This is a genomic window from Micromonospora sp. LOL_014, from assembly GCF_048060245.1.
In the GTDB taxonomy this organism is placed as follows: Bacteria; Actinomycetota; Actinomycetes; order Mycobacteriales; family Micromonosporaceae; genus Micromonospora_E.
In genome coordinates, this window is record NZ_JBHMIP010000041.1 from 1 (window position 1) to 14,315 (window position 14,315).

At 67.1% G+C, this 14,315-nt stretch carries 12 protein-coding genes; 5 read left to right on the plus strand and 7 right to left on the minus strand.

The features are described 5' to 3' along the window. Both ACFHW1_RS26445 and ACFHW1_RS26450 read right to left on the minus strand, forming a co-directional pair. Positions 1-1,994, minus strand: a 1,994-nt coding sequence (locus tag ACFHW1_RS26445; RefSeq protein WP_416616373.1) for a hypothetical protein, incomplete at its 3' end; no start/stop codon positions are given. Continuing rightward, complete coding sequence (locus tag ACFHW1_RS26450; RefSeq protein ID WP_416616374.1) at positions 1,991-2,311, minus strand: hypothetical protein; 321 nt, start codon at positions 2,309-2,311, stop codon at positions 1,991-1,993. The genes ACFHW1_RS26445 and ACFHW1_RS26450, both read right to left, overlap by 4 nt. A 1,170-nt stretch (positions 2,312-3,481) precedes the next feature. Between ACFHW1_RS26450 and ACFHW1_RS26455 the strand changes: the two genes are divergently transcribed. Together ACFHW1_RS26455 and ACFHW1_RS26460 are read left to right on the plus strand one after the other, a co-directional pair. Then, positions 3,482-3,721, plus strand: coding sequence for a glycosyltransferase (locus tag ACFHW1_RS26455; RefSeq protein WP_416616376.1), 240 nt, complete (start codon positions 3,482-3,484; stop codon positions 3,719-3,721). A 14-nt stretch (positions 3,722-3,735) separates the two neighbouring features. Further along, complete coding sequence (locus ACFHW1_RS26460; protein ID WP_416616377.1) at positions 3,736-4,239, plus strand: hypothetical protein; 504 nt, start codon at positions 3,736-3,738, stop codon at positions 4,237-4,239. Positions 4,240-4,316: 77 nt separating this feature from the next. On the opposite strand, the gene ACFHW1_RS26465 is transcribed toward ACFHW1_RS26460, so the two are convergent. The 5 genes from ACFHW1_RS26465 to ACFHW1_RS26485 form a co-directional block, all read right to left on the minus strand. Further along, on the minus strand, positions 4,317-6,326 hold the full coding sequence (locus ACFHW1_RS26465) for a hypothetical protein (protein ID WP_416616379.1): 2,010 nt from the start codon (positions 6,324-6,326) through the stop codon (positions 4,317-4,319). Next, complete coding sequence (locus ACFHW1_RS26470; RefSeq protein WP_416616381.1) at positions 6,323-7,474, minus strand: purine phosphorylase; 1,152 nt, start codon at positions 7,472-7,474, stop codon at positions 6,323-6,325. The genes ACFHW1_RS26465 and ACFHW1_RS26470 overlap by 4 nt, the downstream gene beginning before the upstream one ends. Beyond that, positions 7,471-8,229, minus strand: coding sequence for an NUDIX hydrolase (locus tag ACFHW1_RS26475; RefSeq protein WP_416569231.1), 759 nt, complete (start codon positions 8,227-8,229; stop codon positions 7,471-7,473). Before ACFHW1_RS26475 ends, ACFHW1_RS26470 begins: the two co-directional genes overlap by 4 nt. 167 nt (positions 8,230-8,396) lie before the next feature. Then, entirely contained in the window at positions 8,397-9,074 is a 678-nt protein-coding gene (locus ACFHW1_RS26480; protein ID WP_416616383.1) for a response regulator, read from the minus strand. Continuing rightward, positions 9,071-10,153, minus strand: a complete 1,083-nt coding sequence (locus ACFHW1_RS26485) for a sensor histidine kinase (protein WP_416557507.1) — start codon at positions 10,151-10,153, stop codon at positions 9,071-9,073. The genes ACFHW1_RS26480 and ACFHW1_RS26485 overlap by 4 nt, the downstream gene beginning before the upstream one ends. A 549-nt stretch (positions 10,154-10,702) precedes the next feature. Between ACFHW1_RS26485 and ACFHW1_RS26490 the strand changes: the two genes are divergently transcribed. The 3 genes from ACFHW1_RS26490 to ACFHW1_RS26500 all read left to right on the plus strand — a co-directional run bounded on the left by ACFHW1_RS26490 (position 10,703) and on the right by ACFHW1_RS26500 (position 14,287). Then, complete coding sequence (locus tag ACFHW1_RS26490) at positions 10,703-11,737, plus strand: lysylphosphatidylglycerol synthase domain-containing protein (protein WP_416557508.1); 1,035 nt, start codon at positions 10,703-10,705, stop codon at positions 11,735-11,737. 166 nt (positions 11,738-11,903) lie between these two features. Next, complete coding sequence (locus tag ACFHW1_RS26495) at positions 11,904-13,232, plus strand: aspartate aminotransferase family protein (protein WP_416557513.1); 1,329 nt, start codon at positions 11,904-11,906, stop codon at positions 13,230-13,232. Next, on the plus strand, positions 13,229-14,287 hold the full coding sequence (locus tag ACFHW1_RS26500; protein ID WP_416557509.1) for an NAD-dependent epimerase/dehydratase family protein: 1,059 nt from the start codon (positions 13,229-13,231) through the stop codon (positions 14,285-14,287). Before ACFHW1_RS26495 ends, ACFHW1_RS26500 begins: the two co-directional genes overlap by 4 nt. The last annotated feature ends 28 nt before the right edge of the window (positions 14,288-14,315 follow it).

A 14,315-nucleotide genomic window follows, 5' to 3' on the forward strand; every position in this document is an offset into this window, starting at 1 on the left:
GTGGCGGCGTCGAGTGCCGTGGTCAGCTGGTCGGGATTCAGATAGGGCGCCAGGCCGGTCAACGCCCTCGCCCGTGGATGCTCGTCAGCGATTGTGGTGGCGATGTCGAGTGCCGTGGTCAGCTGGTCGGGATTCAGGTGGGGTGCCAGGCCGGTCAACGCCTCCGCTCGTACGTTTTCGTTGGTGATTGTGGTGGCGGCGTCGAGTGCCGTGGTCAGCTGGTCGGGATTCAGATAGGGCGCCAGGCCGGTCAGAGCATCGCTGCGGTGCAGTTCGTCGGCTAAACGGCGGGCGTGTCCTAATGCCCGTCGGACGTTCCATATCCGCTCTTCGACAAGAGCGCACAACAGGTCCGGGTTGATGTTATTGGTGACGGTGTGCACGCTCGCATACATCAACGCGTACCTAAACTCCAGTCCGAACCCAGCCAAGAGCGTACCTACTCCTTGCTGTTCGTTGGTAGCTGCTTCCGCAACCTGACGAGCTAGATTGATGTCTGACAGATAGTCATCGAGCGTCGACGCCCGGTCGTGTGCATCAAACCAGAGATTAATCCGTCGACTACCCGCCGCCGGGTGGTCGCAGAATAGCAATCGATGCAGGTCTTCACCGCGATCTGCTTGCACCAGGTGCCGAGCAGTATGTCGTAACGCGTATCCGCCATCTCGATCTGCCAACTCCGGCTCGACGGCGAGCTTATCCAATCCGTGGTCCAATCCGCCAAACAAATTTAGGTACGTGTCCGCCACGGCGCCATGCGCGCCGACCATTGCCGAGGCGAACTCAATCGCCACAATATGCCAATCGTCTGGATGCTCACCCATGCGAGCTGGCGCCAATTCGCCAGAGAGGAACTGCCGAAAGCTGGCATGGTAGATCGCATACTGCCGCGACATAGTTCCGTGAACTGTCAAAAATGGCCGCACCCAGTAGTCAACACACCGCCGCACTAGCCTTTTGTCACCGATGTCAGCGAATCGCGATAACATCGATACGTCGACCGGCTCGCCCACCACAGCCAGGGCTGCCAATACGGCTCGGAGCTGGGGCCAGTGCGAGGACTTCTGCCATTGATGAACCTGTCGACGGTAGAAACCCCACAGGTCATCTGGCAGGTTCTCGACATCGTCTGCGCGCCGCAAGCCATAGCGAATCTCGGCTAGCAGATATCGCAGGTATACCCATACGCCACCGCACCTCCTTGCCAGCACCTCGCAAAACTCTTGCGTAGAGATGCCCGACTCGGCCAGCCTGGCGATCATTACGTCATCTGAGGCTAGGTGCGCCAGATACCGATGCAGGTCGTGTTGGTTGCGCTGATCGGCTGCCGCGATACGCAATGTAGTCGCTGGACATGCGGCCTCACCCCGTTGGTAACCCGTCCGGTATGTCGCGACCACGAATATCCCCGGCGGCAACACCGGTGGCAGTTCCAACGGCAGCCGGCCTGACGGTGCTTCACCCAGCTCGTCAAGCCCGTCAACAACCACTACCAGTCGGCCACCCGGTCCCGGTGCGGCCTTAGCCAACAAGGAAGCGAAGCCAGGTCCTGTCACAGCCCAGTCGGGCAACATTCCACCCGGTGCTACCGACCTCGCTAGCCCTTGCGTCGTGATCAACTGTGCTGCAAGGTTCTGCATGGCGGATATGGCGCCGCCGCTAGCCTGGCGGCTGAAGTGCGCAACATAGCCTCTTGTTTGCACAAGCCAGGCCGCAAGTGCGGTCTTACCCAAGCCCGCGTCTGCCTCAATCCAGATATAGCCGCACGGCCTGCTTCCGAGAAACTGATCAAGCTGTGCAATCAGCCATTCCCTTCCAACGAAGGTGGACGCCTCCACGTCGGCGAGCACCTGTGCTGGATCGAGATGCGCCACTTCCAGCGGGATCGACGCCGCGCCGAATGACAGAGAGTCGACTACGCCCGATACGGCGAGGTTTACCCCGCCCGTGTTCTTCTGATCTATTCCGCCTGAGCGACGGATGCCCTGTGTCACTTCATCTCATTAGGCAGTCGAACGTCACCAATCACACCCGTGCTGGCCACATTCACGCCACCGGTGTTGTTCTGCGAGATGGAACCACTGCGGGCCGTCCTGAGACCAGCAGCCGGCGCACCCGCAATCGAAGTGCCCGACGGACGCCGCCACGCCAACCACGCGACCGCCAACCCGGGTACCCCGAGCGCCGTCGAGATGAAGAAGCCCACTACCGAGACCCACTGGCCCGCCCGTTCAACCCCCTGATCACGGAGGAACAGCGCGAACCCGCCCAGTGCCAACGCAGTCAGCAGCAGCCCCGCTGCCACGATCATCCTCAGTGTCCTACTCATCACACTCTCATAATCGCGAGTCGGGACAACCATCCACACCGTCCGAACAGCCAGCACCAACGTAGCCGCCAATGTTCATCAGATCCACGCCATGAGTAGGCCACCATCGAGACGATCAACAGTGGATAACTTGGCTCCCGATGCCGACCGCCGGTCCAGACAGCTGCCACGCCCAGCGATCGAACGAGCCTGCGGACCGGCGGCAACCTCCTGGTTGGTCGTGCCGCTGGAGTGCAAGTAGGCCGGATAAATCAGGGACAGCCCCAGGCAGCCAGGGCCTGCGTGACCTGGCCGGTTGGCCTAGTGCGGGCCGGTGCCCGGCGATCTTCAAGCTGACACTCCGGGCGAGGTCCTCCGACGACGCCCATTACTCGGTTGCTGTCGACAGCAGTGGTGACAGCAACCGGACCGGACGTGGGGAGTCAGGGAAGGTGAGTATCGGACCCAAGCGAGGTCAGAGACTTGCGCGGATGGGGCCGGACGTAGTGCGCAGAGCTTGCAAGCGAGAGTTTATGGCCAAGCCGTGCGCAGGCTCTGTGGCAAGTTTGACCGAGGTCGCTGACGCTGGGACCGAGCGTCTAACTGAGCGTCAATCAGGGTGATCTACCCCGGACGTCGGCGGACGGTGGCGGACGTCGGAGCACAGGTCAGCGGCTGTTCTGGGACGGGCCACGGGGCCATGATCGTTACTTGACACGGAAGAGGTCACTGGTTCAAACCCAGTATCGCCCACCAGCCGTACAAGCACGTCGCAAGCCCGTTGCCGGACATCTGGTAACGGGCTTGTTGCTGTCCGTCCTTGCCGGGGAGCGCAGGGGGAGCGTGGCCGCTTTCCAGAGGTGACGTCTTTCGTTAACCGGTTGTCCTGCTCCACACGGGCTTGGCTTGGGCGACCTCGGGAGAGGCGGGTCAGGTGGGGCGGCGCGGTCGACTTGTGCGGAAGTTCGACATGAAGATGGGCCGCACCGCCCCCCGGGTCGCCGCGTCTTGCCGACGAGTAGACCCGCTCACGCAGTCACCTATGGGAAGATCCGATCCGCGTCGTCGCGCGTCTGGGCCCGGAGAAGGGCGTCACGCAGCTGCTCGCCGCCGCCAGCGTCTGCATCGTGCCTTTCCCTGGCCGAGACGTTCGGCCTGGTCGCCCTCGAAGCAATGTCCGTCGGCACCCCCGTCATCGCCCTCGACGTCAACCACCTCCCGACGCTCATCGGCGACGGCGACGGTGGCGTCATCGTCGCGCAGACCAGCGGTCACGCAGGGCTGTGGCGCGCCGCCGACCAGCTCCTGCACGACCCGGTACGCTACAAACGCATCTCCAGGGTCGGCTACTACCGCGCGCGGGACTATCGACCCGCCCACATCGCTGGCCAACTCCTGAAGGTGGTGAGCTGATGGGCGGTCGCCCCATGCAGCCAACGCTCCCGATCCCCGCCGACACCGCAGCCGCCGTGCCGCTGCTGCTCGTCGATGGACACAACCTCCTGTGGGGAGCCACCTTCGGCTTCCCCGCACCGATCTACTCCCGCGACAAGACCCGCCTGCTCACCGGGCTGTTCGCCTTCTTCGCCCTGCTACGGGTCGCGATCCGCAACGAGATCCCCGGCGGCAGCCCCGAAGTCATCGTCGTCTGGGACGGCGAACACGGCTCGCAGGCCCGGCAGCAGGAACACGACGGGTACAAGGCCAGCCGACCCACCGACGACGACGCCCTGCTACCGCTGCGGTGGACCAAGATCACAGCACTCGCCGTCCACCAGTCCCAGCCCATCACCGAGCACTTCGGCCCCATGGCGGAAACCCTGGCCCGCCTCCACGGCGGACGCGCCGGTGTCCGGTACGCCGAAGCCTTCGCCCCCGTACCCGTCCTCGGTCGACTCCCCACCACCCCACTCGTACTAACAGGGCATTAGGGGTAATAATGTGCAAATTACCACCATTCTAGCCGGCTGCAACTTCACCAAGCGGGCAAGTTGGCATTCAAAGCGGGTCAGTCCTCCATCGCCGCGACGAGCCGTCGTAGGCCGGCGCGTTCCCGGCGGTTCTCGTGGGTGATCCACTCCTTGCCCTCGGCGGCGATGCCTTCCAGCAAATGCAGAGTGCGATCGAGGCCCGAGGCGTCGAGGGAGACCTGGGAGGCGATGCGGTCGTCGTCGCCGAGCTCCGGCATGCCTGGCCACTCGCCAGTGATCGTCAGCTCGTCGCGGGGATTGTTCGTCAGGGTCAGGGAGAGCTTCTTCTCGCCGTTGCGGGCATCGACGACGTGCGCCGCCACGACCGAGTTGTACTGGTATGTGAGGCGCTGCTGGTCGCCGAATCCCGTGGTCTCGAAGTCGAGGGTGACTGTGACCTGGCGGACGCCGTCCTTGGTGAGTAGGAAGAGGAAGAGTTTGTATCGCGAGTAGCGCCATGGTCCTTTGCTGACTCGGGCCCGCTTGCACCCGGGCACGGGTGCCTCGATGAATGCGTGCGCTATGACGTCCTGCGCGGCTAAGCGGTAGTGCCGCAGCGTGTCCTGGACAAGGGTCTTGCGATCGCAGTCGAGCCAGTGCGCCATCTCCGCGTCGGTCGGCTTCGATTCCAACTTGCGCACCCACCTGTCGTACGCCGCGCACCGGTGCTCATAGTCGTGCCGGACCCGGACCACGTCGTCCCGGTAGCGGTGGCGCTCGAGCAGGATTGCATGCCAGCCCTGGATGGCGAGGCGAGCCCCGGCCACGACGCCGGCCGTCGCGATCGCCGTCGTGAACGGTGCTTCGACGAGGGCCTGCCATAGGAGAAGTGGCCCGGCAATGACCAGGGCGAACACGGCCGCGCCGAGGGCGGCCCACGTCGGGGGTGGCACTCGCGAGTTCTCGGGATCTGTTGTGAGCTCGCCGCTGAGCCACCGCCGTTTGACGTCGCTGGCGAGGAATCTCACTAGCCAGGCGACCCGCTTGGCGTCGACCGATTGCTCGCGATACAGCTCGACCAGCTCGTTGCGCAGCGACTGCCGGATGCCCGCCGTTTCCGCCAGCCACGTCTCCCGGGCCAGGCCCTGCGGCAGGTAACGTCCGAAGTAGCGGTCGAACAGGGAGTCCATCGCTGAGGCGAACCGGTCGGACTGTGCGGGAACACGCTGTGGTGTGAAGGTGAAACGTTGGCGGACCATTCGCCGTCGATGCTGAGCGAGTTTGATCGTGAATCTCGCCCGGACCGCCACGACGGCGGCTCCAAGAGCGACCATCAGGTAGCCGGCCGAGCGGGGCCACGAGTGCGTCAAAGCGTAGTTGATCACCAATAGGCCCGTGACGAGGAGCAGTGCCGAGCCGCCGATGGCGCGCAGGAAGTCCGCCGCGCTGGTGCGGAGTGGGTGCGGCGGAACCTGCCGAGGAGGTATCGGCTTGGGCTGGAAGAACTTCCAGACGCGCTGCGTCCGGTCGTTGGCCGTCCTGTCCCGCCGCGCGGCCGCGAACGTCTTCTGCCAGGTCCAGTCCTGGTGCGGGCCGGCCAGGAAGACCTCGAGATGGTTGAGGATACTCTCCTGTAGGGACGGGTCGAGCGACTCGAACTCCTTGACCACCGCGCCGATCGCGGCCGGGTCGGGAGTCTCCGCCGTGGTCTGCGGCAGCGAGTCCAGCAGCGAGCCGACGACATCGATGCCCCGGGTCCAGGGATCTTCGGAGCGTTGTGTCGCCCAACGGCGCACCTTTGCCAGCTGCTTGAGTTCCTGGTCCGTCAGGCTCTGCACGGTACGGCCGCTCAGCAGTGCGAGCGCCAGGTAGAAATAGGTGCGGGAGTTCGTGTAGCCTCGGGCGACTGCTTTTATGATCAGCGCCCTCGCCTCGGACTGCGCGCTGATCCCCAGGTAGCGGAGGCCGACCTCGAACTGCCGCTCAGGCGGGTCGTCCTCGCTGACGTGGTACCCGCCTTCGATGTGGACCCATTGGGCCTGGAAACCCACCCGGGCATCGCCGCTCGCGATATTGGTGAACGATGCTTCCTGCGGCCCGGCGCTCATGACAGGGCCCGTAGAGCCGCTGTGAGCCCCGCGACCCGCGTGGAGAGGTCCGTCCAGTCCAGTAGCAGGCCGCGCAGCTTCCGCAGGGCGGTGGTCGCACGGCTGCGTGCCTCGTCGTCGGCCGGAGGTACCTCTGCGGCGGCGGCATCCATCTCGTGCTCCGCAGCGCGGTACGTGACCGTATCGACGTCACCCGCCTCATGGCACTTACGGAGCGCGGCGCGCAAGTCTGCGAGCTGGTCGTGGAATGTCTCCCTGCCGGGACCGCCTGGCGCGCCGTAGACGGTCGCGTGGTGAACGGTATGTGCCTGAAATCCGACGTGGGCGTTGCCCTTGGCGACGTTTCTGACAGAGCCGGACATCGGCGCATCACCTGCTTCTTTCCGAGGACGGCGAGGGGAGGAGCCATACTGCGCCCCGAGCTCCTGAGCGAGCGCGAGGGCGAAGGCCGCGGCGTTGGCGGCGGCACGCGGCTGCCAGTTCTCGCCGTCGGTGTGGACCTTGGTCCCGTCGGCGCGGTCGCTGATGCCGCGGACGACGACGGCCGGCAGAGAGCGGTTCAGGTGGGCGGCCTGGGCGACCCCGGCGGACTCCATCTCCACTGCCAACGCGTCGTTGTAGTGATCACGGATACGCGTGGCCTCGGGCGAGGACGCCGAATCGAGGACGACCTCTCCAGCGGCGATCGGGCCGAACCGCACCTGGGGCACGCCTCCGGAGAGACCCTGCGCCCAGCCCCGCTCCCGCTCAAGATGCCGGGCGAGCTGATCACAGACATGGGGGATCTCCCACACGCGAGGTCGGGTGCGGAACGCGTCGCTCTCGCTGGTGCCGCCGTGATAGGCGTACACGTGGGTGGCCACGACGACGTCGCCGAGGCCGACGGAGGGCCAGAGCGCCCCGGCCACGCCGGCGAAGATGACCGCTTCCGGATCGAACTCGGTCATGGCGCGCTCGGCGATGACAGCGGAGGGATGGTTCCCCTTGCCGACAAGGCCGAGAATGATCTCACAGGAGCCTCCGGCCACAGTTCCACGTTCGAATCGCGTGCCCATCGGATGAACGTGCGGTTCGACTTTCGTGAGACGTTCGCGGACTGCGTTGTACTCGAGGTCCAGTGCGGTGAGCACGACCACAGGTCTGGTCATCTCTCATCTCCTCCGGATGTGACGGCCGAATCCGTGCGGATCATGGGTGGGTAGAGGTTCTGGCACGGGCCAGCGCGGTAGACGCGGGCCGGGCGACCGGTGCCCGTGGCGCGCGGCGGACCGGCGGGGACCACGAAGCCCTTCGTGCCCTGGACCTTGCGGTAAAAGTTGCGGGGGTCGAGCGGCGTACCCCAGACGGCCTCGTAGACCTGCTGCAGCTCCGTGAGGGTGAAGACCTCGGGGCAGAAAGCGGTCGCGAGCCCGGTGTGCTCCAACTTGGAACGAGCACGCTCCACCCCGTCGACGACGATGCGGAGATGGTCGAAGGCAAGCGGTACCCGCGCCGCGAGTACATCGTCGGCCGGAGTCCACTCGGCGGCTGCGGCGTCGGTTCCGGCGATGGGCTCGGGAAGGCGCGGCACGACGGCGAGGTGGGCGACGGAGACTACGCGTCCACGAGGGTCACGGTCGGGGTCGCCGTATGTACCGAGCTGCTCCAGGTGCGGGATGTCGGTGAGCCCTGCCTCCTCCCGCAGCTCCCGGCGGGCGGCGCCGAGGATGTCCTCTCGCTCATCGGCGAGGAATCCACCAGGCAGCGCCGCCTGCCCAGCGAACGGCTCGACGCCGCGCCGCACGAGGAGCAGGTATAGGCGACCATCGCGCAGGGTGAGGATCACGAGATCGACAGTGAGCAGGATCCGGGGCGGTTCCCATATGTCATCGAGCACCACTCGACCATAGCTTTTTGTCGACATGACAAGAAATCATCTGACCTGTCGTATCGTCGACACTCAAAGTAACGACTTGATCATCAAGAAGTGAGCCAACGGTGGCGAGTCAGTCCGGAAACGGTCCGATCGCCGGGCGTCCGATCGGCCCGGCACCGGGGAGCGCCGAAGTGCGGCGATGCGGGCGAGCCCAGTCAGTTGACCGGTGCCTGCGGCGCCGGCTTGATCAGCCGCGCCGCAGTAGCCTTGCGGATCGCGTCGACTCGCGACACCGCGTGCAGCTTCGCGTAGATGTTCGTCAGGTGCCGTTTGACGGTGGCCTCCGTGATGCACAGCCGACCGGCGATCTGGGCGTTGCTCAGCGCTTCGGCGGTCAACCGCAGCACCTCCAACTCCCGTCCTGTCAACGGTGGCGTGGTGCGCGGTCGCTGCCGGTCGAGCCGTTCCACGGTCGCGCGGGACACCGCCAGCAGGACGTTCTGCACGGGCCGGCGCACCACGGACCGGACGGCGGCGACGAGTTCGTCCCGCAGGATCGTCTTGAGTAGGTACGCGACCGCGCCGGCCGTCAGCAGTTCGGACACGAGGTCGGGGTCGTCGTGCATGGTTACCACGACGACCCGGGTCTGTGGGGCGGACCGGCCGACCTGACGGACGACGGCGGCGGCGCCGAGGCCGGGCATCTCCACGTCAAGCAGCAGGACGTCGGGTCGTAACCGGACGCACACGGCCACCGCCTCCGGCCCGGTCGACGCCTCGCCGACGACCGTGAATTTGGCATCGGTGCAGAGCATCTCGCGGATGCCGTCACGCATCAGCGCGTGGTCGTCGGCGAGACAGACCCGGATCTGCGGCCGGTCCGGGGCGGTCAAAGCCCGCTCTTCATCAGCGGGACCCGTACCTCCACGCGGGTGCCCCTACCCGGCTCGCTGACGACGGAGAGTCGGCCCCGAAGCAGCAACGCCCGCTCCCGCATCGACGGTAGTCCGCCGCCGGCCCGGTACGGGCCACTCGAATCAAAGCCCCGGCCGTCGTCGGAGACCACGGCGCGCACCTCGGTGGCAGCTGCATTGACGGTGACGTCCAGTCGGCGTGGTGCGGCGTGGCGTAGCGCGTTGCGGACCGCCTCGCGCAGGATCAGGTAGAGCTCCTCGGTGGTATCCGGAGGCAGGGCCTTGGCGTCGCCGGTGATGCGCAGCGAGACCCGTACCGATGGTGGCGTCGTCACCTTCAGGTATTCGCGCAGCGCGCTCGCCAGGCCCTCCTCGCCGACACAACGGCGCAGTTCGGCGGACAGTTGCTGCACGGTACGCACCGCCTCGCCGAGGTACTCGACCGCGCTGTCGAGATTGGCCCGCGCACGCGCCTGGTCGTGTTCGGCGTAGTGCCGGTTCAGGTCCAGTCGGTGCAGCGTCAGGCTCATGCCGTGCAGCACCCGGTCGTGCAACTCCCGAGCTATCCGTCGCCGCTCCTCCTGCCGGGACTCCTGCAGCTTTGTCATCAGGAACGTCACGTAGGACAGGGATCCGACGGCGACTCGCGCCATGATCGCCTCATGGAACAGTTTGCTGATCCGGGTCGCGCTGATGCTGTCGGTGGGCGCGAATTCGCGACTGATGATTGGCAGGCCGACCTCGAACAACGTGATGGCGGCGCGTAGCGACTCCACCGGGTGGATGCCGTGCTCGGCCCGCTGCGCACCGATTTCGACACTGGGCAGCCGAGCCTCACCCGTCAGTGTTATCCGGAAGGTGTCCGGCAGTCTGAGCTGAGCCGCCACGTCGTCGAGGACCGATGCGACCTGGTCGGCGAGCTGTTCGGCGACCTCCGGCCGGCTGATCAACTGGTTGCCCTGCTGCCGCAGGGCCCTGGTGAACGCGCTGAGGACCTCGTCGAGGATCCCCGTGGTGTCCGTGCTTCGGGCCGCGTCCGCGTCACGCCCAGTTCTCAAGAGGCCTCCCCGCCGACTCCTGTCACGGAGACTTATGATAGCGCTCCCGACTGGAACATCCACCCCTTACGGGGTTTGAGTGTCGGGATTAGATCGTCTCTGCTCAGGCCGCTTGGTTGGTCTCCGTCTTTGATTTTGCTGGCCATAAGCTTTTCTTTAGCAATTTACCCATATAAATCAACTTGAATCCTTACCGGTTGGACCTGGTTGGCCTGTTCGTCGTGCTGCGGTGCGGACGGCGTAATCCCGTCCGACAGCCTCCGCTCCGCCCGCCCGCGTGTCGTCCGACCCGGCGGTGCGCCTGCGCCCCGGCTGCATCCGTACGCGCCGTTGGTCGAGGCGTCGCGCGTCCTTGGTCGTAGCCGGTGCCGCCACCTTCATGGAGCCTGTCGGCGGATGGGGCTCTGCCACCTTGGCCGGCCCGGAAGCCGGCCCCTACCATCGACCCATTGATGATTGTCGTTTTGGGGAGCCTGCTCGGGCCACGATCCGCCCTGTGCGGGCGGCCCGCCGACGAACCATCCGACACGAGGAAAGGAGCAGGCCGTCATGGTCACAGACGCGCCGACACCCGCCGGCCGAGAGCCGGCACCCGGCACTGTCCGGCGTGGTCGCCGGCCCGTCGGGCGGCTGGTCGTCGGGGCGTTCGTGGTCGCCGTCTGCATCGTCGTCGCGTTCGCACTCCGTGACCAGGACTGGTCGACGCTCGGCCAGCTGACCCGTCCCCGGACGGTGCCGGCGCTGGCCGCCGCCCTGGTGGTCACCTCCGGCGGCCTGCTCTGCGCCGCCCGTGCCTGGCTGCTGACCATCTCGACGACCGGCGTGCCGGTGCCGGTCACCGCCGGTGTCCGGATGTTCTTCGTCGGCCTCCTCGGAAAGTTCCTGCCCGGCCGGGTCTGGGGCCTGCTCGCCCTGCTCAAGCTCGGCGAGCGGGCCGGGGTGAGCCATCCCAGAATGGCGGGAATCTACCTGGTGAACGTGGTGGTGGTGCTGCTCAGCGGTGGGGCCGTCGGTCTGCTGGTCGCGCCGGCCCTGCTCGGGGCCCACTCCCTCTGGCTGTTCCCGGCCCTCGGCGCGCTGCTCGGGTTACTGCTCCTGCGGCCGGCGTTGATCGACCGGGTGGTCGCCGTGGCGGCCCGGCTGGCCCGTCGCCCACAGCTGGCCCGGCTGGCCCGGCCCGAGCACCTGCGGCGGTCGATCGGCTGGCAGACGGCCTCGTGGGTGCTGTTCGGGGTGCACGTCTGGCTGGTCGCCACCCTGCTGGGTGCCGCGCCGGTCAAGGCGCTGCCAGTGGCGCTGGGCGCCTTCGCAATCGCCAGTGTGGCTGGCACCCTAGCCCTGTTCGTTCCGGACGGCGTCGGGGTGCGGGACGTCCTGCTGATCGCCGCCCTCACAGTCGTGCTGTCCCTGCCGGCGGCGGTCACCACCGCCATCGCCAGCCGGGTGCTGTGCACCCTCGCCGAGATCCTCACCGCCGGGGCCGCCCTGCTCGTCACCGCGCTGCGCGACCGGCGTGCCGCGCGGGCGGCCGCCGCGTCGACGGACACCTCGGCGGAACGGTCCCCGGCCCCGGCTTCGTTCTGACCCGCCACCGCCCCGCCATCGGCGCGTACCCACTCGCCGCGATCAGAGAGCGAAAGGACCCAGCGAGATGCCACCACTGTTGTCCATCGACGACGCCGAACAGCTCAGCGTCGAGCAGGTGCACGACCTGTACCGCCAGCACGTGAACAAGGGCCAGGTCAGCCTGATGACCTCGTTCGGGTTCGGCCGGGAACTCGCCGACCGGGCCGAAGGCGCCTACATCCACACCCGCGACGGCCGGCGGATCCTCGACTTCACTGGCGGCGTCGGGGTGCTCAACCACGGCCACAACCATCCGCGCATCCTGGCCGCCCGCCGCCGGTTCGCCGAGCGGCAGCGGATGGAGGTGCACAAGACCTACTTCTCGCCGTACCTCGCCGCGCTGTCACACAACCTGGCTGCCGTCCTGCCCGGCGACCTCGACATGTCGTTCCTGCCGAACTCCGGCGCGGAGGCCGTCGAGGGCGCGGTGAAGCTGGCGTACAAGTACCACGGCGGGCGGCGCAACACGATCCTGCGCAGCGACATCAGCTTCCACGGCAAGCTACTCGGCTCCGGCAGCCTCACCGGCAGCACCCAGAACCACTTCACCTTCCCCGGGATCCCCGGGGTGGTGTCGTTCGACTACGACGATCTGGCCGCCGTGCGGGCGGCGGTGGAGGCCAGCCGCGACCGCAAGGGCCGCAGCGACGTGTACGCCATCCTCATCGAACCGTTCAGCGCCTCGACGATCCGGTGGTGCTCGGAGGAGTTCCTGCGTGGCCTTCGCGAACTGTGCACCCGCGAGGACATCGTGTTGATCTTCGACGAGATCTACACCGGCTGGGGCAAGACCGGGACCATGTTCCACTTCATGCGCTACCCCGGGCTGATCCCCGACGTGGTGACCACCTCGAAGTCCTTCGGCGGGGGCAAGTCGTCGATCTCGGCGTACGTGGCCCGGCGGCGGATCTTCACCAAGGCGTACGGCAGCCTCAACGACGCGCTGTTGCAGAGCACCAGCACCACCTACTACGGCTTCGGCGAGGAGACCGCGACCGCGATCGAGGCGATCAACGTGGCGGTCGACGAGGACTTCCCGGCCCGGGCACGGGCCATCGAGCGGGTGCTCGCGCCGGGACTCGCCAGGATCGCCAAGGAACATCCCGACGTGGTGACCGAGGTACGGGGTGCCGGTGCGCTCTGGGGCGTCTTCCTGAACAGCGCCCGCTCGCTGGACCTGGCGGCCAAGGTCGCACCGGGCGGGCTCGCCAAGGATCCGCAGTTCGGCACCAAGCTCGTCACCTGCGCGGTGATCAACGCCCTCTACCGCGACCACGACATCTACAGCTACTACACGCTCAACGGCAGAAACCCGCTGGTGGTGGGGCCACCGCTGGTCGTCGAACCCGCCGAGGTCGAGCATTTCCTCGACTGCCTTGACCGGACTCTCGCACTCGGCATGACCCGGCTGCTGGCCCGCTTCGTGGCCGAGAAGGTGTCGTCGCTGTGGTGAGCGGGGCCGCGGCCGGGACGGTGACCGTGACCGGCGGCAGTGGCATGCTCGGTGGCAACCTGGTGCGATCCCTGGCCGGCGACGGATGGCAGGTACGCAGCGTCGACCTGCGGCCACCGGCCGAACCGGTGCCCGGCGTCGACTACCTGACCGTCGACGTGCGGGACGCAGCCCGGGTCCGCGTGGCGCTGCGCGGTACGGACGTGGTGGTGCACACCGCCGCGGCGCTGCCCAGCTACCCGGAACCGGAGATCCGGTCGATCATCGTGGACGGCACCCGCAACGTGCTCGACGCCGCCCGGGCGGTCGGTGCCGACCGGGTCGTGCACATCTCCACCACCGCTGTGTACGGGCTACCCGGGCAGGTGCCCACCACCGAGGACCACCCGCGTGAACCGGTGGACCCGTACAGCCGGGCGAAGGCCGCCGCCGAGGAGGTCGGTGAGCGGTCGCGGGCCAGCGGGATGTGCGTACCGATGCTGCGACCGAAGACCTTTCTCGGCCCTGGCCGGATGGGTCTGTTCGCGATGCTGTTCGAATGGGCCGAGGAGGGCCGGAACTTTCCGGTGCTCGGCCGGGGCGGCGTGCGGATCCAGATGTTTGCCGTGGAGGACCTGGTTGACGCGGTCCGGGTCGTCCTGCACACCCCCGCCGACCACGCCAACGACACGTTCAACCTGGGCGCGGCCGAGTTCGGCACGCTGCGGGAGGACTTCCAGGCGGTGCTCGACGCGGCCGGGCACGGCGGGCGGGTGGTGCCGGTTCCGGCCCGCCCCGCCGTCGCGGTCCTGCGGCTGCTCGAGCGGCTGCGGCTGTCGCCGGTGTACGGGCGACTCGTCCACAAGCTGTGCAACGACTCGTACGTCAGCATCGACAAGGCCGGCGAGGTCCTCGGCTGGCGGCCGCAGTACTCCAACCGCGACGCGATCCTGCGCACCTACCACTGGTGGCGGGCGGCCCGCTCCGCCGGACCCGTTGCCAGCCCGTCCACCGGGCGGACCAGCCGGGATCCATGGAAACAGGGCGTCCTGAGCCTGGCCAAGGCCGTCTTCTGAACCGTCCGGTAGCTCACCCCGCGCCTCC